Raw genomic sequence first — 25,861 nt, 5'->3', positions numbered from 1 at the left:
GTTTTTATGAATTAGTTAGTAAATATCGATTGGATGCAGGAATCCGCTTCCGATACCATTCATTCCAGTCCCCGGAGCATGGGCACCATCCACCACAGCCCCCCCCCGGTGAAGCACTTCAAGGAACCACTCGCATGACCCGCTTTGTCCGACAAAACTTATCCACGCTGAAAAAGACCGCCAGTTATTACGTGGTGCACATCAGCGTAGCCGCCATGGTCGCCTACGCAGTCACTGGCGACGTGCTGATGTCTTTGACGCTTAGCTTGCTTGAGCCGACCGTGCAAGCCGTTGCCTTCTTTTTCCATGAAAAAGGCTGGGAGCGCATCAACCAGCGCAGGGCATTGCGCGCTGCAGAAGGAGCCCCCGCATGAGCCAAGCACCCCTTATCGTTGTCGGTACTGGCGTAGCCGGTTGGTCCACGGTGCGTGAGTTCCGCAAGCTGGATACCGCCACCCCTGTGATGTTGATCACGACCGACAGCGGCGACTTCTATGCCAAGCCGACGCTTTCCAACGCCTATGCACAGAAGCGTACGCCAGCCCAGTTGGTCACCACACCAGCCGCCAAAATGGTCGAGACACTCGGCATCACATTGATGGCACACACGCAGGTGCTTAGCTTTGACCCAGCGGCCCGCACGGTCACTCTGCAAAGTTCCGCAGGCGTCCAGACTTTGGCTTTCCGTCAACTGGTTCTGGCCACCGGTGCTCACCCGATTCGCGTGCCTTTGGCTGGCGATGCGGCTGACGCGGTGCAATCCGTCAACACCTTGGACGACTTTGCCGCTTTTCATCAAGCGCTGGGGGTGGACGCGAGCCTTCCGGACAGTGGCAAGGGCAAGACCGTAGTAGTCATGGGCGCCGGCTTGATCGGCTGCGAATTTGCCAACGACCTGGCCCAAGCGGGTGTGCACGTCCATGTGAGCGATCTGGCACTCCGCCCTTTGGCGGCCTTGCTGCCCGAAGCCGCCAGCCAGCAGTTGGAAACCGCCCTCGCAGGCCTTGGCATAGAGTGGCACTTTGGCACCTCTGTGGCCAAGGTAGAGCATGGCGAAGGCAAGCGCTTGTCTGTCACTTTGTCAGACGGTCGCAGCCTGGTGGCCGATTGCGTACTCAGCGCCATCGGGCTCCGGGCGGACACTGAACTCGCCCTGTCCGCGGGCTTGGTGTGTGAACGGGGTGTTGTGGTCAACGTGCTGCTGGAGACTTCGGCACCGGGCGTGTATGCCTTGGGAGATTGTGTGCAGTACGAGAGCGCAGGACAGCGCACCCTGCCCTATGTGATGCCGGTGATGACGGCTGCACGCGCCTTGGCGGCTACGCTCGCGGGCACACCCACTGAGGTGGTATTTCCGCTGATGCCTGTCAGTGTCAAAACACCCGCTTTACCCTTGGTGGTTGCCGCCGCCCATCCAGCAGTAGGAGGTGACTGGGAAGCCGAAGGTGGAGAGGGTGCCTGGCGCTTTGTAGACAAAGCGGGCGTACAACGCGGCTTTGTGCTTGCCGGAAAGAGCACCGCGCGCCGCATGGAAATGTCCAAACTCACCACGCCGTAAGTGAGCATAAACCCATACCCCATTCGCATAAAGTTGACCTCCTTACAGGTAAGCCTTTAGTAAGCGAGGTCTACAATGCAAAGCCCATTAACGTGCTGCGGGTCACGCGCCTTTGCTAGAGCCCCAGCCGCAGAGGAAGCCGAATGACAGATCTGATCCAGCCGCTTACGCCACGTCCCCCTGTTTCAAATTCCGCTGAGAAAAAAGCCCAGTTGCGTCAAGCAGCGCTGGAGTACCACGAGTTCCCGACCCCGGGCAAAGTGGCGATTGCAGCGACCAAACAGCTGATCAACCAACACGATCTGGCGCTGGCGTATTCGCCCGGCGTGGCTGCTCCCTGCGAAGAAATCGTCAAAGACCCCAACAACGCTTTCAAATACACCAGCCGGGGTAACCTGGTTGCAGTGATCACCAACGGAACCGCAGTGCTCGGCCTGGGTGACATCGGCCCCTTGGCCTCCAAGCCGGTCATGGAAGGCAAAGGCGTCTTGTTCAAGAAGTTCGCCGGCATCGATGTGTTCGACATCGAAATCGATGAAAAGAACGACCTCGACAAGCTGGTTGACATCATCGCCTCGCTGGAGCCCACCTTTGGTGGCATCAACCTTGAAGACATCAAGGCGCCTGACTGCTTCTACGTGGAGCGCAAGCTGCGCGAGCGGATGAAGATCCCAGTGTTCCACGATGACCAGCATGGCACTGCGATTTGCGTGGGCGCCGCCATTTTGAACGGCTTGAAAGTCGCAGGTAAAGACCCTAAATCGGTCAAGCTGGTGACGTCCGGCGCAGGCGCCGCTGCATTGGCCTGCTTGGGCTTGTTGGTGAAGCTGGGTATTCCACGCGAAAACATTTTCGTGACCGACCTGGCAGGCGTGGTTTATGAGGGCCGTACGGAGCTGATGGACGAAGACAAGATCCAGTTCGCCCAAAAAACCGACGCACGCACCTTGCGTGAAGTCATTGCCGGTGCCGACATTTTCTTGGGCTTGTCCGCGGGCGGCGTGCTGAAGGCGGACATGGTGAAATCGATGGCGGCGCGTCCTCTGATTTTCGCTCTGGCCAACCCCACCCCGGAAATCCTGCCTGAAGAAGTCAAAGCGGTACGTGACGACGCCATCATGGCCACCGGACGCACCGACTACCCCAATCAGGTCAACAACGTCCTGTGTTTCCCCTACATCTTCCGCGGCGCGCTGGATGCAGGTGCTTCCACGATCACCCTGGAGATGGAAATCGCTGCGGTACACGCCATTGCAGAGCTCGCCCAAGCGGAGCAGAGCGAAGTGGTGGCTGCCGCCTATGTGGGCGAACAACTGGCGTTCGGACCAGAATATTTGATTCCCAAGCCGTTTGACCCGCGCTTAATGATGAAGATTGCTCCCGCAGTTGCCCAGGCCGCAGCGGACAGCGGCGTGGCCTTGCGCCCGATCCAAGACATGGATGCCTACCGCGACAAGTTGCAAAGCTTTGTCTACGCATCCGGCACCACCATGAAGCCGATATTCAATGCCGCCAAAAAGGCGCTGAAGAAGCGCGTGGCTTACGCGGAAGGCGAAGACGAGCGCGTGCTGCGCGCTGCGCAAATTGTGGTGGACGAGCGTTTGGCGCTCCCGACCCTAATTGGTCGCCCTGCAGTGATTGCTGAGCGTATTGAAAAATTCGGGCTCCGCTTGAAAGAGAATGTGGACTACAACGTAGTCAACGTGGAGCAGGACCACCGCTACCGCGACTTCTGGCAGACCTACCACCAGATGACTGAACGCAAGGGCGTGACGGTGCAGATGGCCAAGATCGAAATGCGCCGCCGCCTGACCCTGATCGGCTCGATGTTGCTCCACAAGGGTGATGTCGATGGCTTGATCTGCGGCACCTGGGGCACCACCGCGACCCACCTGCAGTACATCGACCAAGTGATCGGTAAACGTCAGGGCGGCAGCCCCAGCACGCCCCAGGATGTCCAGATTTACGCGTGCATGAACGGCTTGATGCTGCCTAACCGCCAAGTGTTTTTGGTCGACACGCATGTGAATTACGACCCCAGCGCAGAAGAGCTGTGCGAAATCACGGTCATGGCTGCAGAGGAAATGATGCGTTTCGGCTTCAAGCCCAAGGCAGCGTTGTTGAGCCACTCCAACTTCGGCAGCAGCAACGAGCCCAGCGCAATCAAGATGCGCCGCACCTTGGAGCTATTGCGCGAACAAGCGCCGTGGCTGGAAGTCGACGGGGAAATGCACGGCGATGTCGCGCTGGACAGCGCCGCCCGCAAAGCCCTGATGCCCAACAGCACCTTGCATGGCGATGCAAACCTCTTGGTTCTGCCCAACATCGATGCTGCCAATATTGCCTACAACCTGCTCAAAACAGCGGCGGGCGGCAACATTGCTATCGGGCCAGTGTTGTTGGGCGCGGCCAAACCGGTGCACGTGTTGACTGCCAGCACCACGGTCCGGCGCATTGTGAATATGACAGCATTGACAGTGGCTGACGCCAACGCAACGCGCTGAAAACGGAGGGGGCTCACCCCTCAAAATCTGTAAATCTTGTGTAAGGGCTTGCTTATTTATTGAGCAAGCCCTTGCTTTTTTGTGCTGTTTCCGCGACACTAGAAGCTTAGTTTTTCGGGTTAACCCGCAGTAGTCGCAAAGGATTCTGGGTGCACAAGGGAGTCATCAAGTTAGTACTCACTGGCTTGTTTTTATCGGTAGCGCTGACCTCTGGGCATGTAATTGCCAAAGAGACACCGGGCTTCGCAACAGACAGCGTCGTCTCACTCAACAGCCTGCCGCCCCAAGCGCGCACGACCTACCAACTGGTACTGCAAGGGGGCCCATTTCCCTACGACAAAGACGGCAGTGTTTTCGGTAACCGGGAGCGATTACTCCCCCTGCAAACACGTGGTTTCTACCGTGAATACACCGTCAAAACCCCTGGCGCCTCCAACCGAGGTGCTCGAAGAATTGTGTGTGGTGGGCGCCAGATCACGGCGCCACAAGCTTGTTACTACACGGCCGATCACTATGCGAGCTTTCGCAAGATCGTGCCCTGAATCGAATTTTGTACTTTGAGAAAGAGAATCGGGGATGGATATGCCACTTCGAACTGTTAGAACGAATATCGTTCAGTCTATTCGCGCTTTTCGCGTGTCGGACTTACAAGAAGCCGCTCAGGGTCTGGGCCATCACTTTTTGTACGCCAATTTGGCGGACGCGCAAACCAAACAAGATGTTTTGGACATGATCGGACAGCAATTCATGTTGCCTACGACTGTCAGCAAGAACTTTGATGCGCTGTACGACAACCTGACGGATCCCGTCCACAAATCAGGCCCACAGCCCGGTTTTGTGGCTGTGCTGGAGCACATTCCGGCCAACGTGAAATTCGACAAGGAAGCGCGCGAGCAGTTGCTCGACATCTTCCGTGACACTGCAGATTACTGGGGAGACCGGAAAATTCCATTCCGATGCTTCTATTCTTTTCTGTAGCCCGTTCTGCACAAACCAGCCAAGCAGAACGGGCGAACGAGGCAAGCAGCGATGCAATGGCCGAATTGGCCATCACAGAGCCCGTAACCGAGAGTGGTGAAAAAATGCCCACTGACAAGTTATTGGACGTATCACCTTTGGCGCTGCGCATGAGCAGCCCTTTCAATGCAGGTTATTGGCTGGCAGCCGCTTAAAGACCACGCATTGAGCGATAAAAAATGCCTGTCGATGACAGGCCTTTTTTTCGCCCCTGAGTTTTCTGTTCAGGGGTTTCAGACAAAAGTCTGATCAGGTTTTGATAGCCTGAACCAACGCGACGTATTCCTCCACAGGCACCTCTTGCGCGCGGCGCTGGACATCAAACTGCCCGGTAAATCCTTTTTGCTCCAACCATGCACCCAAGGTGTGGCGCAGCAGTTTGCGGCGCTGGCTGAAGGCCACTTGCACCATTTCTGAAAACAAGGCGATATCGAGCACCGGCGGCTGCTCCAAGGGCACCATCCGCACGACCGCGCTATTGACGCGCGGAGGCGGGTCAAAGCACTCGGGCGGAACAAACAAGACATCTTCCATGGCGTAGCGCCACTGCAGCATCACGCTCAAGCGACTGAAATCGGAGCTATCGGGTGCTGCCACCATCCTGTCGATCACCTCTTTTTGCAGCATAAAGTGCTGGTCTTCAATGCGGTCTACGTGATCCAACAGGTGAAAAAGAATCGGTGTCGAGATGTTGTAGGGTAAGTTACCCACCACACGGAGCTTGCCAGATCCGGCCTTGGCACCGGACTCCGGAGCCGCCGGAGCGATCTCAATGGCGCTGAAATCCACATTCAGGACATCTGACTCGATCACGGTGAGTTGAGGGTGACTGCGCAGCCGCTTGGCGAGGTCGCGGTCCAGTTCGATCACTGTCAAGTGCCCCAAACGCTCCACCAGAGGCTGGGTCAGAGCGGCAAGGCCGGGCCCGATTTCCACCACGGGTTGACCGGGTTGGGGATTAATCGCCTGCACGATGGCGTCAATGATGCCGGCATCCGACAGAAAATGCTGCCCAAAGCGTTTACGCGCCAAATGTTTCATAGCGGTGCCTCGCGCAGCTCAACAAAAGCCCGGGCGCGCACATCACGCGCCCACGCGGTGTAGGCCTCTTCGTAGCGGCTTTGTCGCAATTGAGCACGCACCGACTCGCGAACCTGTTGGGGACTCAACTCCACACGGCGACGATCATTCAGTTGAATCAAGTGCACACCAAACCGCGACACCACGGGTGGGCTAACAGCACCTTCTTCTTGCAAACGGCCCATGGCTTCCTCAAACTCGGGCACAAACATCCCCGGGGAGGCCCAGCCCAAATCGCCACCCTGCTCGGCAGAGGTGTCTTGCGACATCTTGCGCGCCATGCTGGCGAAGTCCGCTTGGCCACTGACAATCTGTTTGCGTGCATCGCTCAATCTCGCGATCGCCTGTGCTTGCGTCATTTGGGCATTGGTGCGCAACAAAATATGCCGTGCACGGGTCTGCACCATCGTCACCACCAGGCGTTCCGGCGCTTTGCGTTCTATCAGTTTCAAAATGTGAAAGCCTGCGCCGGTGCGCACCACGTCAGAAACCTGACCCGGCTGCAGGCCCTGAGTCGCGGTCACAAAAGCGGGGGGCAAACGGTCGCCGCGACGCAAGCCGATTTGCCCACCATTTCGGCGATCCGCTGCCGAAAATTCCTGGACCAACGCATTGAAGTCTTCACCGTTGCGGGCACGCTGCATCAGTTTTTGGGCTTTCAATAACAAGGCAGCTGCTTCTTCGCCGTTGGCCTTCTCGGGCAGCACCAGCAAAATCTGGGCGAGGTTGATTTCCTGGGTAAACGGGTCTGTATTCGTCGCTTGCTGTTCTTGGATCGCCCGATCGACATCCACATCCGAAATACGGATGGACGACTCCACTTCGCGTTCGTGGAGCCGGTTCAAAATCAGCTGATCCCGCAAATTGTTACGAAAGCTGGTGACAGAAAACCCGTCATTCGCGGCCTTTTGGCGAAGCGCATCCACGTCCAACCCATTCTGGCTCGCGATGTTTTGCTCGGCCCGGTCAATGGCAACCGCATCTATCCGGATACCCTGCTCCCGCGCCAGTTGCAGCTGGGCCCGGTCATTGATCAGCCTGTCCAAGACCAAACGACGCAACTCCTCAGCACCGGGCACAGGGCGCCCCTGCTGCGCCAATTGCTGCCCGACACGACGGACTTCAAGGTTCATCTCTTGAAAGGTGATCGGCTCAGAGTTCACGACTGCCACGATGTAGTCTGCGGCTTGACTGGTCTGTGCCATCGATGCAGGTACCGACACGGTCAGCATGCAGGCCAGGGCCAACGCCCTTACACAAAAATTCATGGTTTTCATTCGTAGTTACTAAAGCGGCTGTTATTGGAGCCACCTGGTTCCCGCAAGTTCTGGTAACGCGAAATATTCGATTTCAAGGCCTGGAGGGGGCTTACCCCGACGCGGGTAAATCCCACAAACTCCAGTTCAAATTTGATGCTGCTAGTCGACGAACTGGCGCTCGTCTGCACCCGCCCGATCACGACCCGGGCAAGCCAACAGCCGGCATCGTACTCGACACCCAACAGGGTATCGACCATACGGTTCTCATTCAAGCTGTAGTTCAGGCGCCCCACTCCGTAGTAGCGGCCCTCACCCAAGCCACCGCCGGGAACTGCTGCGCTGCCTGCATCGCCCCAGAGATCATTCAGGGGCCACTGCCAACTCACGTCAATTTGCTCGCTCACACCCCGCTGGAACCGATAAGCGGCATTCAGCACACGATAGGGCGAAGGCGTATAGCGGGCGCCGACGGTTGCACGGCTCGACTGCGAGGTCAAGGGGTTGTATTGGACCGTTGAATCAAATCCCCATTGACGCGACACATTGACCCCGGCCCCGAGCAGAATGTCGCTCCAACCGGCCAACGCGGGCTCGGCTGCGGGGCTCAAAGTCACCCGTTGGTCTTCAAAACGGTAACGTTGCGCAACGCCGAAACGCGCCAATTGCTCACCGGTTTGCGCATCCAAAAAGCGGGTCGTCAGACCGAAGGTCGCCAGATTGTTGTCTGAAATCTTGTCGTGCCCGACGTAGGCATTTTCGGTAAAGATGCTGGCGAAGTTGAAGTCGCTCGCAGCGGTATCGTAGTTGGGGAGGTAGCTCTGGTTGCGATAAGGGGTCCGGACATAAAACAGCCGCGGCTCCAGGGTTTGGGTCATTGCACGCCCATTCCACCCGGTGTCGCGCTCAAACACCAAGCCACTATCAAGGCTGAACGTGGGAACGGTACTGTCAGCCGACCGGTTGCCGGTAGAAATAGCCGAATCGAACTGGTAGACCGATGTGTGCAGCTGAAGCTTGGGGGTTACAAAGCCCTCAGGCGCAATAAAAGGCCTGCTAACCTGGGCCAAGCCGTACATCCGCTGGGCATTCGGCTGAAGCGTGAGTGCACGATCCGACTCAAACTGCGACAGATCGCCCTGCACAGACCAATCGAAGCCACGATCATTAAGCTGGCTACGCAGCACATTGAGCTGGGTCAGGTCATAGGGAGGAGTGATCACCGATGTGGAAGACTGCAAGGTCTGCCACCGCAACGCCCGACCCGTCACCGTATAGCCGGAGCGGGACCAGGTGGTCACCGCATCGTTGGCCAATGTTCGCGACGTCAGGGCACCGATACTGGCGAAATCGCTCCAGTAGTTGTCATCGCTGACCCGGTTCAGATTGAGCGAATAAGCCGCATTTCCTAAGTCCGCGCCGAGAGTGCCCGTTTGGTTCAGTGAGGCGCCCCAGCGGTCTGCGCTGCGCAGTTTGTCAGCGGGCATGTAATTGCCCCGCACAACGCCGGAATAGGTGGGCTCGAGGTAGCGGAACTCGCCCGCCACGGTCACACCACGCGCGGTCATCACGGTCGGGGTGACCGTGGCATCCCGGTTGGGCGCAATATTCCAGTAGTAGGGAACACTGACTTCGGTACCGTTCACATCCCCCAAGCCGATGGTGGGCGGCATGACCCCCGACTTGCGGGCATCACTCAGGGGAAAGCTGATGGCCGGAACCGGCAGGATGGGCACATCCATGAAATGCAGGTATGCGCCATGCGCAATGCCAACGTCCTCGCCACTGTCAAACTCAATATCTGCTGCGCGGAGCACCCATTCGGGAACCCAATCAGGCCCGGGTTTGCGGCGGCAGGTGGTGTAGGTTGCCCCGTACACCACAGTACGGCTTTCATCCAGGAAAACCGCTTTCGAGGCATCCCCGTGCGCGCCGTTTTGGAGAAACCGGTATTGGGGCGACTCAAAAGTGCCTTCAAAGGCCTCGACTTTGAGCTCTAGCGCAGGCCCTTCAAATACATTGCCATTGCGGTTGATCCGCACATTACCGGTCGCGCGCGCCAGATCATCAGGTGCGTAGTACTCGAGGCGGTCTGCTTTGATGACTGTGCCGGGTTTGCGCATTTCAGCGTTACCTTGCACGATGGTTTCAAGATCGGTACGGCCGGTCAGGGTGTCACCAAACAAGAAGGTCGGCGCAGACTCCAGCTGGGTCGCCTCGAGCCCCTCTTGCAACTTGGGAGTGGCGATCAGCTTTAACGGGCTTTGATCGGCTTCCTGTTGCGCTTGTGCAGACATCTGGACACACGCCAACGCCACCAAAGCCACAAGGCGGATCAACGGCGGCCGGCAATCAGGCGCCCCGACGGGCAGAGCGCACATAGAAAAACGCATGGGCGGAAGGCAGAAACCACGTTATGGGAGAAAGGCACCAGCACGCTGCCCACAGGGCGCGGCGGCATGGCTTTGTAGAATGGATTATCCATGACCCCAAGCTCTCACCCTGTGCCGTCCGCCACATCCACTCCCCCCACCTCGCCCTTGCAACCCATTCCATGGGCTGATACGGAACGACAACAGCGTTTTCAAGCCTGGTTTGATAGCCAACAAGTGGGTTTCGGCTTTGTGCCCGACACCCTGGGGCTGGCCTCTGCCGACGCCAGTTTTCGCCGTTACTTCCGGGTGCAAAGCAACCGCGGAAACCTGGTGATCATGGACGCCCCCCCGGAAAAAGAGAACTGCAAGCCCTTCGTGGACATTGCCGCCTTGCTTAACCATGCGGGCTTGCGCGCCCCGAAGATACTGGCGTGGGACGAAGGCAATGGCTTCATGCTGCTGACGGACCTAGGCACCCGGACCATGATGCAAACCATAGACCCGGCGCAGCCCCCTTTGAATTTGTACCTGAATGCGGTGGATACCCTGGTCCAGTGGCAACTCTCGTCCGCCCCCCAAGTGCTACCGCCCTACGACGAGGCGCTGCTGCGCCGCGAGCTGGAATTGTTTCCCGAGTGGTACATCGGCGCACACCGCCAGGTCACCATCGACCCGGCCATGCGTAAAACGCTGGATGACACCTTCGCACTGCTGATACAAAACAACCTGTCGTGGCCCAGCGTCTATGTCCACCGCGATTTCATGCCCCGCAACCTGATGGTGCCCGATGACCTCGCGGTGCCCGGCCAGACCGACCCGCGCTACTTGGGCGTGCTCGACTTTCAAGATGCGGTGTACGGCCCCATCACCTATGACATTGCCAGCCTGATGCGTGACGCGTTCTTGACGTGGGAAGAAGACTTCTGCCTCGACGTGACGATCCGCTACTGGGAAAAAGCCCGTAAGGCGGGCCTGCCCGTGGGGGATGATTTCGGTGAGTTCTACCGTGGCGTGGAGTGGATGGGGCTGCAGCGCCATCTCAAAATCGCCGGTATCTTTGCGCGCCTGACCTTGCGTGATGGCAAGCCCAAGTACCTTGCGGATACGCCCCGCTTTATTGACTACATCCGCAGCACCTGCAGCCGCTATATCCAGCTCAAGCCTTTGTTGCGCTTAGTGGAAAAGGTGGATGGCATTGAAGTGCCGAATGTCTTCGCGTTCGGCCGTTCATAGCCAATAGCAGCGCTAGCGCTCTTATTACTTGCGCCTAGCGCTACTGAATTCATAGCAAAATATGCCACGCTTTTACTGCGCTGCCCCTCTGGTACGCGACACAGAACTGGACTTGCCTGCAGGGGCCGCCCGGCACGTCCAGGTGCTGCGGCTGCAACCGGGGGATGCCATCACCCTGTTCGATGGGCGCAGCCAGGACGAATACGATGCCACCGTCACCCGCATGGGCCGCAGCGATGTCCAAGTGCGTGTCGGCGCCGCCCGCAGCATGGCCCGTGAACCCGCACGGCAGATCCATCTCGCCGTCGGCATGCCGGCCAACGACCGCATGGACTGGCTGATTGAAAAAGCCACCGAGCTCGGCGTTGCCGGCATTCAGCCACTGATGACCGAGCGCAGTGTCCTCAAACTCAGCGGCGAGCGTGCTGAGAAAAAAATCGCCCATTGGCAAAGTGTGGCCATCTCGGCGTGCGAGCAATGTGGTGGCAATCGGGTCCCCGTCATCCACCCGATGCAAAGCCTGACCCAGTGGCTGAAAACACCGGCCGCCGGGCAAGCCGACCACCAGCGTTTGCTACTGTCCTTGCGCGCAGGCAGCACACCGGTTGCGCGCTTGCCCGCGCAACCCGGGCCTGCCTTGTTTCTTTCCGGCCCCGAAGGCGGCCTGAGCCAAGCAGAAGAGGAGTTAGCCATCGTGACCGGCTTTGCACCCGCGTCTCTGGGGCCGCGCGTGCTGCGGGCCGAGACCGCAGCACTTGCAGCACTCACCTTGCTGACCCAAGCATGAACCGGAGCCTTTGGCTGCTCGCTCTGTGCCAGGGGCTGTTTCTCACCAACAACGTCACCTTCATTGCCATCAACGGACTGGTGGGCTTGAGCTTGGCCCCCTATGGCTGGATGGCGACGCTACCCGTCATGGGCTACGTCGTGGGCGGCGCCTTGGCCACCCCGCTGGTGGCTGCTACACAAGCGCGCTTCGGGCGCCGGACCTCGTTCCAGATTGGCTTGGCAGTCGCCGTGGTATCGGCGCTCGCGGGCGCCTGGTGCGTGGCACACCACCAGTTTTGGGGCTTGGTCGCGGCGACAGTGGTGGCCGGCTATTACAGCGCCAACGGGCAGCTCTACCGGTTTGCAGCTGCCGAGTTGGCACTGCCGGCCTTTCGTGAAAAAGCGGTCTCGCTGGTGCTGGCGGGCGGTCTTCTGGGCGCCATTGCCGGACCTAATCTCGCCGCCCAAACCCGCACCCTGATGGAGGTGCCATTTACCGGGGCCTATCTCGTATTGGCTGGCGTCGCATTGCTGGCGATGGTGCTCATGGCCTGGGTGCAGTTTCCACCCCACCAGCCGCCCACGAGCCAGGTGCACACCGGTCGCTCCCTGGCAGAGATCGCACGCCAACCGGCATTTCTGGTGGCCTGCCTGAGCGCATCCATGGGCTATGGCGTGATGAACCTGCTAATGGCGGCAACCCCACTGGCAATGCAGCAATGCGGCCTCAGCTTTGACGATGCCGCGCTGGTACTGGAGTGGCACGTAATCGGCATGTTTGCGCCCGGCTTCTTCACCGGCCACCTGATCAAGCGTTTTGGCACGTTGCCAGTGATGGCCGTCGGACTGGCCCTGAACCTGCTGTGTGTGGCGATTGCCCTGAGCGGTTTGGAGCTGCAGCAGTTTGTCGTATCGCTGTTTTTGCTGGGTGTAGGTTGGAACTTCCTGTTCACCGGCAGCACCACCCTGGCACTCAGCGCCTACCGGCCGGAAGAAAAAGACCGTGCGCAAGCCGCAATCAACTTCTGCGTTTTTGCAGTCATGGCCCTGAGCTCGCTCACTTCTGGCGCACTGGTGATCACGCAGGGGTGGGCCTGGCTCAACATCGGATCCATCCCCCCGCTGCTGCTCACGGCAGCCGGCTTGCTCTGGCTACAGCTCAAAGGCCGAGCAGCGCGTCCTTGAGTTTGAAGTCCGCCGGCACGGGGCCGATCCATATTCTGAGCACCATGCTGAAGAACTCGGCATCGCCGATCGGTGCACCCTGCGCTTGTCCTTGAATATAAAAGGTCGTGCCTTTGCCCGGTACGAACTCCATCGCAAAGGTGTCACCCGCCGACAGCTTTGCCTTGCCCGAGAAAATCTCAATCAACCGGGTGCTCGAAGCGGTGTGTTTTTGAACCAGTTCTGCCGGTGAGTTGTTGGTCAAGCCTTTGATGAAGGCCAAGCCCAAATCAGTCCCCGGCAAATCGCGCAAGGCAACAAAACTCAAGCGCTTGGGGCCCTGCATGGCAATCAAGGACTCCGGCGTGTTCACCTTGGCGGGGGTGTACAAAGCCATGTCATAGACCTTGAAAATCGCACGGTAACGAGTACCCGCACCGTTGAGCTGCAAGGGCACCCCTTGCACTACCGGTCTGGCTTCAAACGTACTGTTCACAGTACCCGCCGCATGCACTGCGGCCGGCGACGCACTAAGTGCGGCCAGTACGAGTGCTGTCAAAACAAACGATGTGTCTGCGGATGTTTTGGTTAATGTATTCATCCTGTTTCTCCCTGTATCAATTTATGTTTTGCGGTTGCGAAGCCAGTCCTCCAAAGCGTCGACATTCAGTGGCTTGGCAATGAAATACCCCTGCAAGGTGTGGCAGCCCGCCTCGATCAAAAACTGCTGCTGCTCGGCGGTTTCCACCCCTTCAGCCACCACATTCAGCCCCAAGGCGTTCGCAAGCCCTATGACGCCCTTGACGATGGCTCGCGAGTCGCTGTCGGTTTCGGTGTCATTCACGAATGAACGGTCAATTTTGAGTTGGTGGGGGCGCAAGCGCTTGAGATAAGCCAACGACGAGTAACCCGTGCCGAAGTCATCAATCGCAATGCCGACACCGATCTGCCGCAAGCGCTCAATGATGCGTTGGCTGGTTTCCGTCTCCGCCATCAAGACGCTTTCGGTGATCTCGATCTCCAGGCGCTGCGGCGGCACGCCGCTGGCTTCCAAAGCGGCTTGCAAACTGTCCAGCAAGCGGTGATCGCGGAACTCCAGCGCCGACACGTTCACTGCCATATTGCCGACCATGATTCCACGCGCGGTCCAGTCTGCGAGTTGGCGGCAGGCCTCGCGCAAGGTCCAGACGCCCATTTCCGCAATTTGTCCGGACTCCTCGGCCAAACCGATAAATTGGGCCGGATACAAGAGGCCGCGGGTAGGGTGCTGCCAGCGGACCAAGGCTTCCACCGCAACCAGTTGACCGCCGGAAGCATCTACTTGCGGTTGGTAGTGCAGCACCAGCTGGTTATGGTCGATCGCATAGGCAAGCTCTTGCTCGAGCTCCAGATTAGCCAGCAATCGCGAGTTCAACTCCGAGTGATAAAAGCTGTAGCGGGCCCGGCCCAATGTCTTGGCTTGGTAGACCGCGATATCCGCATTTTTAACCAGCGTTTCAAAATCGCGGCCATCCTCAGGAAACAGGGCAATCCCCATACTGGCCGACACCTTGACCGGTATCTGCGCCAAAACCACCGGTGCTTCCACCACCCGCAAGATGCGCTGTGCCAACTCTCCCAGCGACTCCCAGTGGTCGATGTCCCGCACCAGCACCAGGAATTCGTCTCCGCTCTGGCGGCATACCACATCGACTTCGCGCAGCACCTCGCGCAACCTGCGGGCGACTTCGATCAGCAAGGCATCGCCCGCGGCATGCCCCATGGAATCGTTGACCGCCTTGAAGCGATCCAGGTCGATAAAGAAAATCCCGAAGTGCTGGCCATTGCGCTCTGCCGCCAGCATTTCGCGCTGCACCAAGTCAATAAACAGCGAGCGGTTGGGCAGACCCGTCAACTGGTCGTAAAACGCCATTTGCTGCAACTGTGCATTTTTTTTGCCCAGCTGCATGAACAGCTCGCGCAACTCCTCTTGCACCCGGCCCAAATGCCGACCAAGCAAGCCGAGCTCATCGTGCCTGCGCCAAACAAAAAGCTGAGCAGCCGGGGCGTCGAGGTTGTGGTCCAGCAAGGCACTGGCATGCTCTTTCAAGCGCTCGATAGGACGCAACACCCGGGTGACCAGAATCGGCATCAACACCGCCAAAATCGCGAGGGTCTGAAGCAACACCAAAACCAACATCTGGTCGCGCCGCGCCTGCAGCAGACCTCGCCCGTAGTCGGCATCAAACCACAGCACCAGCGTCCCTAGGGACTCGCCGTTGCGCATCACCGGTTGGGCACGACGGCTTAACCGGGCACCAGCGGTATCGCGATCCAGGTCACCGGTGAAGTCGGCACGCACTCGCTCCAGAACCGGGGTGTTGGCAAGGCCGTCTTCAATGCGGACCGCCACAATCTGCGGGCTTTCCAGCAAGCGCACGGCCGCAGCATCCAGCGCCACCCGGTCAACGACCCACATCGGTTCCGCGATAGACACACTGCCGATTTTCATCAGCGCTGTTTCGCTCTGGGTCAAAAGCGCCTGCTGGGACTTTTCTGAAATCCGCTGCTCCAACGCCAAGAGCAAGAGCGCAGGCAGCAAGACACCCACCACCACCACAACCATCATGGTGTAGCGCAAAGGCATGCCCTTGCGCACGCGCAAACGCAAACGCCGCCACCGTGTGAGAAGAAAGTTCATCCGACGGAGGGATTAAAAAGCCACGCGATCAATACGGTCCCTGCACGTCAAAAGCGCTTGTCCAGCCAATCACGCAAGGTATTAAAAACCGGCGTGGCATCAGGCTCATTGAAAATCTCATGGAAAAAGCCGTCAAAACAGACCGACTTCACCAAAGACGCGGGGGCTGCAGCGGCAAAGTCGCGGCTGCCTTGGGGGTTGACCAGACGATCGTCCCCGGCATACATCAAGAGCGTGGGCACGGTCCATGAAGGTGCTACCTGCAAGGTCGCCTCGCCTTGCGTCGCAATGAATTGCGCCAGACGCGCCGAGATACGGTCATGCACCAGCCGGTCCTCCAGGTACGCGCGGACCACAGCAGGGTCATGCGAAATGTGCGCCGCGTTCAGGCCATTGCCCACCCGCAAGTTAGGCACGATTTTGGGCAATACCGAGACCAGAAATTTTTGGAAGGCATTCATGCCGGGGTTCAAGGCCGGCGAAGACAGCACCAAGGCATCGATCTTGCGCAGCCCCAGCGAGACAAAGCGGCCTGCGACCAAGCCGCCCATGCTGTGCCCCAGCACAATCAAAGGCGTGCCGGGTTTGAAGCGTGCCCGCGTGGAGTCCACGAGATCGGCCAAATCATCCAGAAGCCGTGTATCCGACCGCAAGCTACCAGGAAGGCCGGAGCTTTCACCATGGCCGCATTGGTCATAGCCGCGAACTGCAAAGCCCCATTGATTCAGCTGTTCAGCAACATGCTGGTATCGGCCCGCATGCTCGCCCAAGCCATGCACGATGAGCACCACACCGCGCACAGGAACACCGGGCTCCAACGGCCAGTCCTGCACGGCCAAGTTGTCACCGTCATTGGCGGTAAATGTGCTGAGAGTCGAATCAGAGGCCATGCGTTCCTGCCTGTTCAAGGGAATCGGGAGATCACTTGTGCAACCGCTGCTGTGAGTTTTTTGGCGTAGGGTACATGCAAAAACTCGTTGGGACCATGGGCGTTACTCTTGGGTCCCAGTACGCCGCAGACCATCATCTGCGCCTTGGGAAAGCCCTTGGAGAGCATGTTCATCAACGGGATCGTGCCGCCCTGACCGATGTGGCCGCAAGGCGCACCGAAATGCGCATTCGAGGCATCGTTCAGTGCTGCGTCAAACCAGGGAGCGGTATCGGGCGCATTCCAGCCGGTTGCGCTGGACAGGCCTTCAAAAGTCACCTTGGCCTGATAGGGCGCGTTGTCTTCCAAGAGCGCCTTGAGTTCTTGCACCGCAGCAGAAGCTTCCACCAAGGGTGGCAGCCGCAGACTCAACTTGAACGCCGTGTAGGGCCGCAGCACATTGCCTGCGTTTTGGATGTCCGGAAAACCATCCGCACCGGTCACGCTCAGAGTCGGCTGCCAGGTGCGCTTGAGCAGGGCTTCCAATGGGTCGGAGGTCGTGGGCAGCGCGAATGTGGTGGCGCCGCCGCAATCGTAGTGGGCCCACGGGAAGCGCTTGAAAAGCTCGTCACCCAATATTGCTGCGGTTGCTTGGGCCTGCTGCATGCGCTGCACAGGCACCTCGCAATGGAAGTTGGAGGGCAGCAGGTGGCCGGTCTTGCTGTCTTCCAAACGGTCCAGCACCTGGCGCAGGATGCGGAAGCTGGACGGCACCAAGCCGCTAGCATCCCCCGAGTGAATGCCCTCGGTCAGAATTTCCACTTTTAATACCCCGCTGGCCATGCCGCGCAGGCTATTGGTCAGCCAGAGCTGGTCGTAATTGCCGGCACCGGAGTCCAAGCAGACCACCAGCCCGACCTCGCCCAGCCGAGGCTTGAGCGCATCCACATAATGGAGCAGGTCGTAAGAACCGCTTTCTTCGCAGGTTTCAATCAAACCCACGATGCGCGGGTGGCGCAGTTTTTGGGCCTTGAGTGCCTGCAGGGCGGCAATGGCGGCATACGCGGCATAGCCGTCGTCCGCCCCACCACGGCCATAGAGCTTGCCGTTCTCATATTTGGGAGTCCAAGGTCCGAGGTCGTTGCGCCAGCCGGAGAACTCGGGCTGCTTGTCCAAATGGCCATACATCAGCACCGTCTGCCCGGAGGCCGGTTGTTCGCCGGCTTCGCCACCACTGGCCTCGACTTCGAAAAACAGGACCGGCGTGCGGCCCTCGAGGCGAATGACTTCCAGCGTCAAGCCAGGTACTTTCTGGGCTTCGATCCACTGGGCGGTGTTGCGCACCACGGTATCGAGCAAGCCAGACGAAGCCCAGTCGGGGTCAAACATCGGCGACTTGGCCGGGATGCGGATGTAATCGGTCAGGCGGTGGACGATGTCCTGATCCCAAGCTGCGCTGACGTGGTCAAGGGCTTGGGCGGTATCGAAAACGGAAGAGGGAACGCGGGCGTTCATGGAGCTCCTGCTGCAAATTTAGCCAAGCATCCATCATGCCATGCGCGCCGCCCCCCACAGCCGCTGGCTTACCCGCAAAAAGTCGCACTAACGCGCCAATTTGTACACCGAAGTGCCGGCCCGCAAGTTCGGCAACCAACGCACCGTGCGACCGTCCTGCAAGCCAAAACTATCCAACACGCGCAATCCATTACGCGCTGCCAATACCTCGAGGTCCGCATGGGTGCCCACGCGGATGTTGGGCGTGTCGTACCACTGGTAAGGCAGGCGCTTGGTCACCGGCATACGCCCCTGCAAGATGCTCAGGCGGTTGGGCCAATGCGCAAAGTTGGGGAATGCCACGATACCGACCCGCCCCACGCGAGCGGTTTCACGCAACATGGTCTCGGCATTGCGCAGGTGTTGCAGGGTGTCGATCTGCAGCACTACATCGAAGCTGGCGTCCTCAAACACGGTGAGGCCTTGGTCAAGGTTGAGCTGCAGCACATTGACGCCGCGCTTCACGCAGGCCAGCACATTGGCATCGTCCAGCTCCACGCCATAACCGCTGCAGCCGCGCTCGCGCTGCAGGTGGTCCAGCAGGGCGCCGTCGCCGCAACCGAGGTCCAGCACGCGCGAGCCTTGAGGCACCAAACTGGCAATCGCATGCAAGGTGTTGATATCTGTCATACGGCCACCTCCAAACCCGTAGAAATGCTATCAAAATAAGAGCGCATCACGCTCATGTAACGGGCGTCATCGAGCAAAAAGGCATCATGACCGTGGGGTGCGTCGATCTCGGCGTAGCTCACGTCGCGCTTGTTGTCCAAGAGGGCCTTCACCACCTCGCGGCTGCGTTGGGGGCTAAAGCGCCAATCGGTCGTGAAGCTCACAAGCAGGAATTTGGCGCGCGTGCGGGCCAGGGCCTGGCTCAGGTCGCCGCCATAGGCTTTGGCCGGGTCAAAGTAATCGAGCGCGCGGGTGATCAGCAGGTAGGTGTTGGCGTCAAAGTACTCGGCAAACTTGTCGCCCTGGTAGCGCAGGTAGCTCTCGATCTGGAACTCCACCTCCTGTGTGCTGTACTTGTAGCCGTTGGCGCTGGCCAGCACTTTGTCTTTGAGCTCGCGACCGAACTTGGCGTTCATCACATCGTCGCTCAGGTAGGTGATGTGGCCGATCATGCGGGCAATGCGCAAGCCGCGTTTGGGGATCACACCGTGCTCGTAAAAGTGCCCGCCATGGAAGTCGGGGTCGGTCACGATGGCGCGCCGCGCCACTTCATTGAACGCAATGTTTTCGGCATTCAGGTTGGGAGCACTGGCCACCACCACCGCGTGGCGCATGCGCTCAGGGTATTGCAGCGTCCAGCTCAGGGCCTGCATGCCGCCCAAGCTGCCGCCCAAGACCGCAGCTAGCGTCTGGATGCCCAGCGCGTCGAGCAGCAGGGCTTGGGCATTCACCCAGTCTTCCACGGTAACCACCGGAAAGTCCGCGCCATAGACCTTGCCCGTGTCAGGGTGGGTATGCATCGGGCCGGTGGAGCCAAAACAAGAGCCCAGGTTGTTGATGCCAATGACAAAGAACTTATTCGTATCCACCGACTTGCCTGGGCCGATCATGTTGTCCCACCAGCCTTCGGACTTGTCTTGACCTTCATAAACACCCGCTACATGGTGCGAGGCGTTCAGGGCGTGGCACACCAGCACCGCGTTGGACTTGTCGGCATTGAGCGTGCCGTAAGTCTCGTAACTCAAGGAATAGCCGTGGATGGACGCCCCGCTTTGCAACTGCAAAGGGGCATCAAAGCGCATGGTCTGGGGTGTGGCAATCAGCATAAAAACAAAACCCGGCAACGCTAAACGCGGGCCGGGTTGCAATGCCTGAAGGCGGGTCCGTGTTTAGCTGAATTTATTAAGCGCCCGCAAGCTGGAGCAAATTGGCGCTGTGTGGGGCAAGTATATCAACGACCCGCATTTTTGCGCTCAAGGGCGCAATGCACCAGCTTGGACTGGTTGGCGTGTTTTTTGCTTAATTTTGGTGCGCAAAGCAGTTTTGAGCTGCTTTTGCACCAAGCACAAGCATTTAACGACCAAAGGACTCGTATGGAAGCACTAAAACAGGGCGCGGACGCTTTGTTCATTTTGTTGGGCGCAATCATGGTGCTGGCCATGCACGCCGGTTTTGCCTTTCTGGAACTCGGCACCGTGCGCCGCAAGAACCAGGTGAACGCGCTGGTCAAGATCCTGGTGGACTTCTCGGTGTCCACCGTGGTGTATTTCGCTGTGGGCTACAGCGTGGCTTATGGCACGCACTTCTTTATCGGCGCCGAGCAGTTGGCCGCGCAAAACGGTTATGCACTGGTGAAGTTCTTCTTCTTACTGACCTTTGCCGCCGCCATTCCCGCCATCATTTCAGGCGGAATCGCAGAGCGGGCCAAGTTCTGGCCGCAGCTGATTGCCACAGCCGTCATCGTGGGCGTGATTTACCCCTTCTTTGAAGGCATTGTCTGGAACCAGCACTTCGGCGTGCAGGCCTGGATCAAGGCGCTGACCGGCGACGAATTTCACGACTTTGCAGGCAGCGTAGTGGTCCACGCCGTAGGCGGCTGGATCGCACTGGGTGCCGTGCTCTTGCTCGGCGCACGTAGCAACCGCTACCGCAAAGATGGCGCCATGTCGGCCCACCCACCCAGCAGCATCCCTTTTCTGGCATTGGGCGCTTGGATTTTGATCGTGGGTTGGTTCGGCTTCAATGTGATGAGCGCACAGCTGCTCGACAAAATGTCCGGTCTGGTAGCGGTGAACTCGCTCATGGCCATGGTGGGCGGCACGCTGGTGGCCCTGCTCATGGGCAAAAACGACCCCGGCTTTGTGCACAACGGCCCCTTGGCTGGCCTAGTGGCCGTGTGCGCCGGCTCTGACCTGATGCATCCGCTGGGCGCACTGGTAGTGGGCGGTGTGGCAGGCGCCATCTTTGTGGTGATGTTCACCCTGACCCAAAACAAATGGAAGATTGACGACGTGCTGGGCGTCTGGCCGCTGCACGGCTTGTGCGGCACCTGGGGCGGGATTGCCGCCGGCATTTTTGGCAGCACCACCTTCGGCGGCCTGGGCGGCGTGAACCTCGCCGCGCAACTCATCGGCACCGCCATGGGCGTGGCATGGGCGGCTGCGGCCGGGTTCGTGGTGTACGGCTTGCTCAAAGCCACCATGGGCCTGCGCATGAGCCAGGAAGAGGAATATGACGGCGCCGACCTCTCGATCCACAAAATCAGCGCCAGCCCCGAGCGCGAGGCCAACTGGTAACTCAAGAGCAGAAACAGGCAGCTACAAAAATCATAGCTACCTGCGCAAGCAAAACGGGCGCTAGCGCCCGTTTTCTATTAGAGTCCGCAGAAAAACCGCTACGGCTCGGTTCAGTGCCGAGTAGCTGCACACAGAGCTATGTGCTCGATAACAACCAGGCATCCAGCTTGTCACCGTGCAGAGGACGGCTACCAAGGTAGCCTTGCATGACATCGCAACCCAGCGCCTTCAAGGTATCGCGCTCTGCAGGTGTCTCAACGCCTTCGGCCGTCACCATCAGGTTCAGGCCGTGGCCCATCTCAATCATGGCCTTGACCAGGCGTTGGGTGGCGGGCGCGGCGTCTAACCCGTCGACAAAGCTGCGGTCAATCTTGAGCTCGCTCACCGGCATCTTCTGCAAATACGCAAGTGACGAATAGCCGGTACCGAAATCGTCAATCGACAAGGGCATGCCCGCAGCGCGCAAGGCATGCAGCAAGGCAACACTTTTGGCGGGGTCATCCATCAGCCCGCTTTCCGTGATCTCCAGGCGCAACCGCTTCGGATCCACACCGCTGGCGGCGACCCGCTGTGCGAGCCGCGGGGCAAAACCGGGGTCCTGCAGATCCCGAGTGCTCAGGTTCACGGCAATGCTCAAGTCGGGGTGACTGCGCTGCCATGTTTGCAAGGTGCGTAAGGCCTCGGCCAACATCCAGTCGGTGACCAGGGTGATGTAGCCGGTCTGCTCCGCAAACGGCACAAAGTCGGCCGGAGACACCATGCCCCGCTCAGGGTGCGCCCACCGCACCAAGGCCTCCGCACCGACCGGGCGGCCATCGCGCAGACTGAACTTGGGCTGCAACCACATTTGCAGCTGCGACTGGGCCACCGCCACACGCAGATCAGACACCAAGCTGAGGTGGTCAAGCCGAGCAGCCTCTTGCGCTTCGCTGTACCAGGCAAAGCTACCGGCAGTGCGTTTGGCGGAGTGCAAGGCCACCTCGGCATTGCGCAACAGTGTTGCCACAGGAGGGACGGGTGCAGCAGGGCCGTTGCCCGCATCTGCACACCCATAGGCCAAGCTCAAATCCACCTGGTGGCCGCTGCACGACACGGCGGGTGCCATGGCGCGCTCCCACAAGACGTGCAGCCGCTCCACTGCGGCGCGCTCAGGCACCTGCACCGCAGCCGCCATAGTGCCGCCCGATAGGCGAGCCAGCACGAACTCCGCGCCGATACAGCCCTCCAGAGCGGCAACCGCCAGCGTTTCGTGCGCGCGGGCTGCCATTTCCCGGATCAAGGTGTCACCGGTGGTGTAACCCAAGGTTTCGTTCACTCCCTTCAGCCGGGCCAGGTCCATCAAAACCAGCGTGTTCATTCCTACAGGAGGCGGTTGGAGTGGCGTTAATAGTGCAGTGCGATTGGGCAGGCCAGTCAGGCTGTCCTGGTAGGCGAGGCGCACGATTTGTTGCTCGCGCTGTGCGACGGCTTCGGCCATGGTGTTGAGGGCGCTGCCAACCCGGTCGACCTCGCGCGTGCCGGTGAGCGCCATGCGGTGGGCGTAGTCTCCCTCGGCAATAGTGTTCGCCACGGTTTCCAGTTGCAGCAAAGGCCCGACCACGCGGCGGGCAGTGCGCCAGGCCACGTAAATGGCCAACACCATGGCGAGCACCGAGAGCGCTGTCAGCCACCACATGACCCGCTCCAGCAAGTCCAAGGCGCTGTCAAGCTGCGCCTCCACCCGCTGGCGCTCTCTTTGCAAGAGGGCCTGGGACTCTTGCAACAGGGCCTTCAAAGCCGGATTGACCTGTTCATTGAGCATCTGCACTGCCGCGGGCAGGTTCTCGGCCTCAATTTCGTCTACCGTGTTGATGAAGGCCTCTGCGTATTGCTTGCGGGAGGCCACGAGGCGTGCGAGCGTCGCTTCTTGGGTGGCATCCATCAGATCTTCCGACAGGGACTCGACGATGCCGTCCAACACCCGGTTGCGTTCGTCGACAACCGCATATTCCCGGACCCGGTCCGCACGGGGCGCATGTACCAACCGCACTAGGGCACTGCCTGCGCCCTCGATTTGTTGCGACAGGGTTTGCACCCGCAATAAGCGTTGCATGTCGCCGGTGGCGAAGTGCCGGGTCAGCTCGGTCACCATGCGCAGCTGCCAAGCGCCTTGGCCCAGGACCAAAAGCAGCATCAAAACCAGCCCGCCCAAAGCCCATGCCAGACGCGCAGCAATACTTCGCGGGCGCAGCCACGCCAGCCAGTGGGCAGAGTCAGTCTGGTGAGCGTGCGCCATGCACCGGATTAAACCCCAGCCAAGCGGCGCCGGTAGATCCAACGATCCACCGACCACGCACCGCAGCTGTACAAAGCCAACGCAGCCAACAACACGCCCCACGTGATGTGCTGCTGCAAGGCTGCCGCAGCAATCTCACTCAAGGACCATACGGCCACCACGTTCACCACACTCAAGCCCAAAGCGGCGAAGCGACCCGCCAGCCCGAAAACGAGGAGAACCGGCAACACCAACTCACCGGCCGTACCCAGCCAAGCAGCGACGTTAGGGTGCAGCAGGGGTACGTGGTATTCGTCCATGAAAAGCGCCAGGGTGGTCTCCCAATCACGCAGTTTGGTGAGCCCCGAGGAAAAAAACACATAGGCCACATACAAACGGGCCAGCAAGGCTGCGGGAGCTTGCAGCGCATCCAACGCACCATGGGCGAGGATCACGACACGTTCGCCAGCCACCCAACCAGCAAAACGGGTGCGGGGAAAGTACACGGGGACAGAAGATTTCACACAAAGCCTTGTTTAAAAAAGAAATGTCACTCAGCGCGACAGGGCGGCGGGCACCACAACCCGCACCGCCAATAGCAGGCCGGTCTGCACCGCGAGCGGCAACCAAGCCGCCACATCAAGGCCCGGAGCCGCATCCAAGGCAGCGCCCAAGGTGCCGTGCTGGAGCAGCACTGCCAGCGCATCGGCCTCACCTTCGAGCGCCACTCGCACTTGCGGTTTAAACCCTTGACGCCAGACCACCGCGTTTTCACCGGTGCCGGCTTGCAGCAAGCGATGCACTTCATCAAACCCCGCAGACTCCGATTGGTGAGCCGCCCAGATGGCGACCACCGGCCACGGGCTGCACAGCAAAGCAGCGCCGGGCGCCAATGCAAGTTGCAACAGGTCGGGGTCTTCGGCGCTGAGCAGGGCGAATGTTGACGCATCAGGCGGCGCATCCAAAGCGCCGGCGGCATGGTGCAAAGCCCATTCCAAGCGGGCAACGTCCGGCAAAAACGGGGTATCACGGAGCTGCGGGCTCGCGGCCACGAATTCAGCCAGATCGCTGCCCCACAAGGCCAGATCGCCAGCCTGCGGCGGGTGCGCGTGCCAGAGTGCAGGCGCGAGGTCGTCCATGCTCTCCAGGCCGATCAACTGGCTCAGCACAGGGTACGCCTCGTGCAAGGCGCGACGGGCCAGGGCATGCCCGTTCGTTTGATAAGCTTTTAGGCCTCTAGCGCCCGTATCTATTGCGCAGTCAGCTATTATTTTCATAGCATCATGCGATGGCGAGTCGAACAGGGCGCGAATCAGGGCTTGCTGCTGGGCGATCAATGGACTCATGCCACCACCTGTAGATGTGGAGCCAGGGTCCCGCTGATTGCGCGAGCGCGCGCAGCCTCTTGCAACAGCACATCGAGGGCGGGAACATCGGTATCCCACTCGATCAAGGTCGGCACAGGGCCGAAACGCTCCAGCGCATGGCGGTACAAGTCCCACACGGGTTCAGCCACGCGGCTCCCGTGATCGTCGATCACGATGTGACCATGCACATCGTTCACCTCGCAATGCCCCGCCAGGTGCAGCTCACCTACACAGTGCGCAGGTAGAGCGTCCAACCACTGCCGACAGGCTGCGATCGGGTCTTGCACCAGACCCCGGAGCTGCGCATTCAGGGCGTTCACATAGATGTTGTTAACGTCAACCAACAGCGCGCAACCCGTACGCTCGGCCAGCGCGGCCAGGAACGCAGGTTCTTCCCATTCACGCATCCCCACCGGCACACGCCAGCTCAAGTAGGCCGACAGGTTTTCCACCATGAACTGGCGCTGCAGGCGCTCTTGCACTTGCTGCACGTGGGTGCACAACACATTGAGCGCTTCGTCGGTAAAGGGCAGGGGCAACAAATCCGAGGCATGCACCATCAAGGCTTCGGCCCCGGGGCCATAAGGCGCGCGGGCAAAGGAGGCGTGGTCACTCACCCGCACCGGGTCGATGCGATCTACCAGCCGGGCCAGCTGATCCAGATGCCACGGGTCGAGCCCGGCGGCAGAGCCCAGCGACAAGCCCACCCCATGCAAACTCACGGGGTACAGCGCCCGGCCCTGCTCAAAAACCGCGAGGGCAGCGCCACCTGCAGCGAAGAAGTTTTCAGAGTGGACTTCCAAAAAGTCCACCGCAGGCTGCCGCTGAAGCAGCTCCGCGTAATGAGGATGCCGCCACCCTATGCCGACCGGCACTTGCGCACCCTGCATAGGCAGTGCTGGCTCGGTTCGCTTCATGGGTGGTCGGGCTTTCAAACA

23 protein-coding genes are annotated in these 25,861 nt (G+C 59.7%); 10 read left to right on the top strand and 13 right to left on the bottom strand.

Going from position 1 to position 25,861, the window contains the following annotated elements; all coding sequences use genetic code 11:
- The first annotated feature begins 134 nt into the window (after positions 1-134).
- The 6 genes from RAE21_RS16745 (at position 135) to RAE21_RS16720 (ending at position 5,234) form a co-directional block, all read left to right on the top strand.
- Complete coding sequence (locus tag RAE21_RS16745) at positions 135-374, top strand: DUF2061 domain-containing protein (RefSeq protein ID WP_313874727.1); 240 nt, start codon at positions 135-137, stop codon at positions 372-374.
- The gene (locus RAE21_RS16740) at positions 371-1,558 is read left to right on the top strand and encodes an NAD(P)/FAD-dependent oxidoreductase (protein WP_313882333.1); all 1,188 of its coding nucleotides are present in this window, start codon (positions 371-373) and stop codon (positions 1,556-1,558) included. The genes RAE21_RS16745 and RAE21_RS16740 overlap by 4 nt, the downstream gene beginning before the upstream one ends.
- A gap of 143 nt (positions 1,559-1,701) precedes the next feature.
- Complete coding sequence (locus RAE21_RS16735) at positions 1,702-4,062, top strand: NADP-dependent malic enzyme (RefSeq protein WP_313882332.1); 2,361 nt, start codon at positions 1,702-1,704, stop codon at positions 4,060-4,062.
- Positions 4,063-4,283: 221 nt separating this feature from the next.
- On the top strand, positions 4,284-4,604 hold the full coding sequence (locus RAE21_RS16730) for a guanyl-specific ribonuclease (RefSeq protein ID WP_428984070.1): 321 nt from the start codon (positions 4,284-4,286) through the stop codon (positions 4,602-4,604).
- A gap of 34 nt (positions 4,605-4,638) precedes the next feature.
- Positions 4,639-5,040, top strand: coding sequence for a barstar family protein (locus RAE21_RS16725; protein ID WP_313874724.1), 402 nt, complete (start codon positions 4,639-4,641; stop codon positions 5,038-5,040).
- Between the two features lie 56 nt (positions 5,041-5,096).
- The gene (locus RAE21_RS16720; protein ID WP_313882331.1) at positions 5,097-5,234 is read left to right on the top strand and encodes a hypothetical protein; all 138 of its coding nucleotides are present in this window, start codon (positions 5,097-5,099) and stop codon (positions 5,232-5,234) included.
- A gap of 94 nt (positions 5,235-5,328) precedes the next feature.
- Here RAE21_RS16720 and rsmA read toward each other — a convergent pair whose 3' ends face one another.
- From rsmA to RAE21_RS16705, 3 genes are read right to left on the bottom strand one after another with little or no spacing between them, the layout of a single operon-like run.
- Complete coding sequence (gene rsmA / locus RAE21_RS16715) at positions 5,329-6,120, bottom strand: 16S rRNA (adenine(1518)-N(6)/adenine(1519)-N(6))-dimethyltransferase RsmA (RefSeq protein ID WP_313882330.1); 792 nt, start codon at positions 6,118-6,120, stop codon at positions 5,329-5,331.
- Positions 6,117-7,427 carry a peptidylprolyl isomerase gene (locus tag RAE21_RS16710; protein ID WP_313882329.1) on the bottom strand — a complete coding sequence of 437 codons (1,311 nt, stop codon included), beginning with the start codon at positions 7,425-7,427 and terminating at the stop codon, positions 6,117-6,119. Before RAE21_RS16710 ends, rsmA begins: the two co-directional genes overlap by 4 nt.
- Before the next feature lie 5 nt (positions 7,428-7,432).
- Entirely contained in the window at positions 7,433-9,796 is a 2,364-nt protein-coding gene (locus RAE21_RS16705) for an LPS-assembly protein LptD (RefSeq protein WP_313882328.1), read from the bottom strand.
- 102 nt (positions 9,797-9,898) lie between these two features.
- On the opposite strand from RAE21_RS16705, the gene RAE21_RS16700 reads away from it, so the two are divergent.
- The 3 genes from RAE21_RS16700 to RAE21_RS16690 all read left to right on the top strand — a co-directional run bounded on the left by RAE21_RS16700 (position 9,899) and on the right by RAE21_RS16690 (position 12,976).
- The gene (locus RAE21_RS16700) at positions 9,899-11,023 is read left to right on the top strand and encodes an aminoglycoside phosphotransferase family protein (protein ID WP_313882327.1); all 1,125 of its coding nucleotides are present in this window, start codon (positions 9,899-9,901) and stop codon (positions 11,021-11,023) included.
- A gap of 61 nt (positions 11,024-11,084) precedes the next feature.
- Positions 11,085-11,810, top strand: coding sequence for a 16S rRNA (uracil(1498)-N(3))-methyltransferase (locus RAE21_RS16695; RefSeq protein ID WP_313882326.1), 726 nt, complete (start codon positions 11,085-11,087; stop codon positions 11,808-11,810).
- Positions 11,807-12,976, top strand: coding sequence for an MFS transporter (locus tag RAE21_RS16690; protein WP_313882325.1), 1,170 nt, complete (start codon positions 11,807-11,809; stop codon positions 12,974-12,976). The genes RAE21_RS16695 and RAE21_RS16690 overlap by 4 nt, the downstream gene beginning before the upstream one ends.
- Here RAE21_RS16690 and RAE21_RS16685 read toward each other — a convergent pair.
- The 6 genes from RAE21_RS16685 to metX all read right to left on the bottom strand — a co-directional run bounded on the left by RAE21_RS16685 (position 12,951) and on the right by metX (position 19,832).
- Positions 12,951-13,556 (bottom strand): chalcone isomerase family protein, encoded by a 606-nt coding sequence (locus RAE21_RS16685; protein WP_313882324.1) that lies wholly within the window; start codon positions 13,554-13,556, stop codon positions 12,951-12,953. The genes RAE21_RS16690 and RAE21_RS16685 overlap by 26 nt on opposite strands.
- 21 nt (positions 13,557-13,577) lie before the next feature.
- Positions 13,578-15,635: a putative bifunctional diguanylate cyclase/phosphodiesterase gene (locus tag RAE21_RS16680; protein ID WP_313882323.1), complete on the bottom strand. Its 2,058-nt coding sequence runs from the start codon at positions 15,633-15,635 to the stop codon at positions 13,578-13,580.
- A 47-nt stretch (positions 15,636-15,682) separates the two neighbouring features.
- Positions 15,683-16,525, bottom strand: a complete 843-nt coding sequence (locus RAE21_RS16675) for an alpha/beta hydrolase (RefSeq protein ID WP_313882322.1) — start codon at positions 16,523-16,525, stop codon at positions 15,683-15,685.
- 14 nt (positions 16,526-16,539) lie between these two features.
- Complete coding sequence (locus tag RAE21_RS16670) at positions 16,540-18,018, bottom strand: M20/M25/M40 family metallo-hydrolase (RefSeq protein ID WP_313882321.1); 1,479 nt, start codon at positions 18,016-18,018, stop codon at positions 16,540-16,542.
- 87 nt (positions 18,019-18,105) lie between these two features.
- A complete protein-coding gene (metW, locus tag RAE21_RS16665; RefSeq protein ID WP_313882320.1) occupies positions 18,106-18,687 on the bottom strand; it encodes a methionine biosynthesis protein MetW in 582 nt (193 codons plus the stop codon).
- A complete protein-coding gene (gene metX / locus RAE21_RS16660) occupies positions 18,684-19,832 on the bottom strand; it encodes a homoserine O-succinyltransferase MetX (protein WP_313882319.1) in 1,149 nt (382 codons plus the stop codon). The genes metW and metX overlap by 4 nt, the downstream gene beginning before the upstream one ends.
- A gap of 267 nt (positions 19,833-20,099) precedes the next feature.
- Between metX and RAE21_RS16655 the strand changes: the two genes are divergently transcribed.
- On the top strand, positions 20,100-21,302 hold the full coding sequence (locus RAE21_RS16655) for an ammonium transporter (RefSeq protein ID WP_313874702.1): 1,203 nt from the start codon (positions 20,100-20,102) through the stop codon (positions 21,300-21,302).
- Positions 21,303-21,438: 136 nt separating this feature from the next.
- Here RAE21_RS16655 and RAE21_RS16650 read toward each other — a convergent pair whose 3' ends face one another.
- From RAE21_RS16650 to bufB, 4 genes are read right to left on the bottom strand one after another with little or no spacing between them, the layout of a single operon-like run.
- Positions 21,439-23,577 (bottom strand): putative bifunctional diguanylate cyclase/phosphodiesterase, encoded by a 2,139-nt coding sequence (locus tag RAE21_RS16650; protein WP_313882318.1) that lies wholly within the window; start codon positions 23,575-23,577, stop codon positions 21,439-21,441.
- A gap of 8 nt (positions 23,578-23,585) precedes the next feature.
- Positions 23,586-24,080, bottom strand: a complete 495-nt coding sequence (locus tag RAE21_RS16645) for a DoxX family protein (RefSeq protein ID WP_313882317.1) — start codon at positions 24,078-24,080, stop codon at positions 23,586-23,588.
- Positions 24,081-24,110: 30 nt separating this feature from the next.
- The gene (locus RAE21_RS16640; protein WP_313882316.1) at positions 24,111-24,902 is read right to left on the bottom strand and encodes a DNA-binding domain-containing protein; all 792 of its coding nucleotides are present in this window, start codon (positions 24,900-24,902) and stop codon (positions 24,111-24,113) included.
- Positions 24,899-25,840 (bottom strand): MNIO family bufferin maturase, encoded by a 942-nt coding sequence (bufB, locus tag RAE21_RS16635; RefSeq protein ID WP_313882315.1) that lies wholly within the window; start codon positions 25,838-25,840, stop codon positions 24,899-24,901. The genes RAE21_RS16640 and bufB overlap by 4 nt, the downstream gene beginning before the upstream one ends.
- Positions 25,841-25,861 lie beyond the last annotated feature (21 nt).

Origin of the sequence: Rhodoferax potami (assembly GCF_032193765.1) — a bacterium.
Taxonomy (GTDB): domain Bacteria; phylum Pseudomonadota; class Gammaproteobacteria; order Burkholderiales; family Burkholderiaceae_C; genus Allorhodoferax; species Allorhodoferax potami.
Note: the sequence above shows the minus strand (reverse complement) of the source record. Positions and strands in the feature narration are given on the sequence as shown.

Excerpts from the sequence above, each read along its gene's own strand:
- metW (WP_313882320.1), bottom strand. The coding sequence starts at position 18,687 with ATGACAGATATCAACACCTTGCATGCGATTGCCAGTTTGGTGCCTCAA.
- rsmA (WP_313882330.1), bottom strand. The coding sequence starts at position 6,120 with ATGAAACATTTGGCGCGTAAACGCTTTGGGCAGCATTTTCTGTCGGAT.
- RAE21_RS16705 (WP_313882328.1), bottom strand. The coding sequence starts at position 9,796 with ATGTGCGCTCTGCCCGTCGGGGCGCCTGATTGCCGGCCGCCGTTGATC.
- RAE21_RS16710 (WP_313882329.1), bottom strand. The coding sequence starts at position 7,427 with ATGAATTTTTGTGTAAGGGCGTTGGCCCTGGCCTGCATGCTGACCGTG.
- bufB (WP_313882315.1), bottom strand. The coding sequence starts at position 25,840 with ATGAAGCGAACCGAGCCAGCACTGCCTATGCAGGGTGCGCAAGTGCCG.
- RAE21_RS16650 (WP_313882318.1), bottom strand. The coding sequence starts at position 23,577 with ATGGCGCACGCTCACCAGACTGACTCTGCCCACTGGCTGGCGTGGCTG.
- RAE21_RS16670 (WP_313882321.1), bottom strand. The coding sequence starts at position 18,018 with ATGAACGCCCGCGTTCCCTCTTCCGTTTTCGATACCGCCCAAGCCCTT.
- metX (WP_313882319.1), bottom strand. The coding sequence starts at position 19,832 with ATGCTGATTGCCACACCCCAGACCATGCGCTTTGATGCCCCTTTGCAG.
- RAE21_RS16725 (WP_313874724.1), top strand. The coding sequence starts at position 4,639 with ATGGATATGCCACTTCGAACTGTTAGAACGAATATCGTTCAGTCTATT.
- RAE21_RS16720 (WP_313882331.1), top strand. The coding sequence starts at position 5,097 with ATGGCCGAATTGGCCATCACAGAGCCCGTAACCGAGAGTGGTGAAAAA.
- RAE21_RS16655 (WP_313874702.1), top strand. The coding sequence starts at position 20,100 with ATGGAAGCACTAAAACAGGGCGCGGACGCTTTGTTCATTTTGTTGGGC.
- RAE21_RS16690 (WP_313882325.1), top strand. The coding sequence starts at position 11,807 with ATGAACCGGAGCCTTTGGCTGCTCGCTCTGTGCCAGGGGCTGTTTCTC.
- RAE21_RS16735 (WP_313882332.1), top strand. The coding sequence starts at position 1,702 with ATGACAGATCTGATCCAGCCGCTTACGCCACGTCCCCCTGTTTCAAAT.
- RAE21_RS16740 (WP_313882333.1), top strand. The coding sequence starts at position 371 with ATGAGCCAAGCACCCCTTATCGTTGTCGGTACTGGCGTAGCCGGTTGG.
- RAE21_RS16685 (WP_313882324.1), bottom strand. The coding sequence starts at position 13,556 with ATGAATACATTAACCAAAACATCCGCAGACACATCGTTTGTTTTGACA.
- RAE21_RS16675 (WP_313882322.1), bottom strand. The coding sequence starts at position 16,525 with ATGGCCTCTGATTCGACTCTCAGCACATTTACCGCCAATGACGGTGAC.
- RAE21_RS16680 (WP_313882323.1), bottom strand. The coding sequence starts at position 15,635 with ATGAACTTTCTTCTCACACGGTGGCGGCGTTTGCGTTTGCGCGTGCGC.
- RAE21_RS16695 (WP_313882326.1), top strand. The coding sequence starts at position 11,085 with ATGCCACGCTTTTACTGCGCTGCCCCTCTGGTACGCGACACAGAACTG.
- RAE21_RS16700 (WP_313882327.1), top strand. The coding sequence starts at position 9,899 with ATGACCCCAAGCTCTCACCCTGTGCCGTCCGCCACATCCACTCCCCCC.
- RAE21_RS16640 (WP_313882316.1), bottom strand. The coding sequence starts at position 24,902 with ATGAGTCCATTGATCGCCCAGCAGCAAGCCCTGATTCGCGCCCTGTTC.
- RAE21_RS16745 (WP_313874727.1), top strand. The coding sequence starts at position 135 with ATGACCCGCTTTGTCCGACAAAACTTATCCACGCTGAAAAAGACCGCC.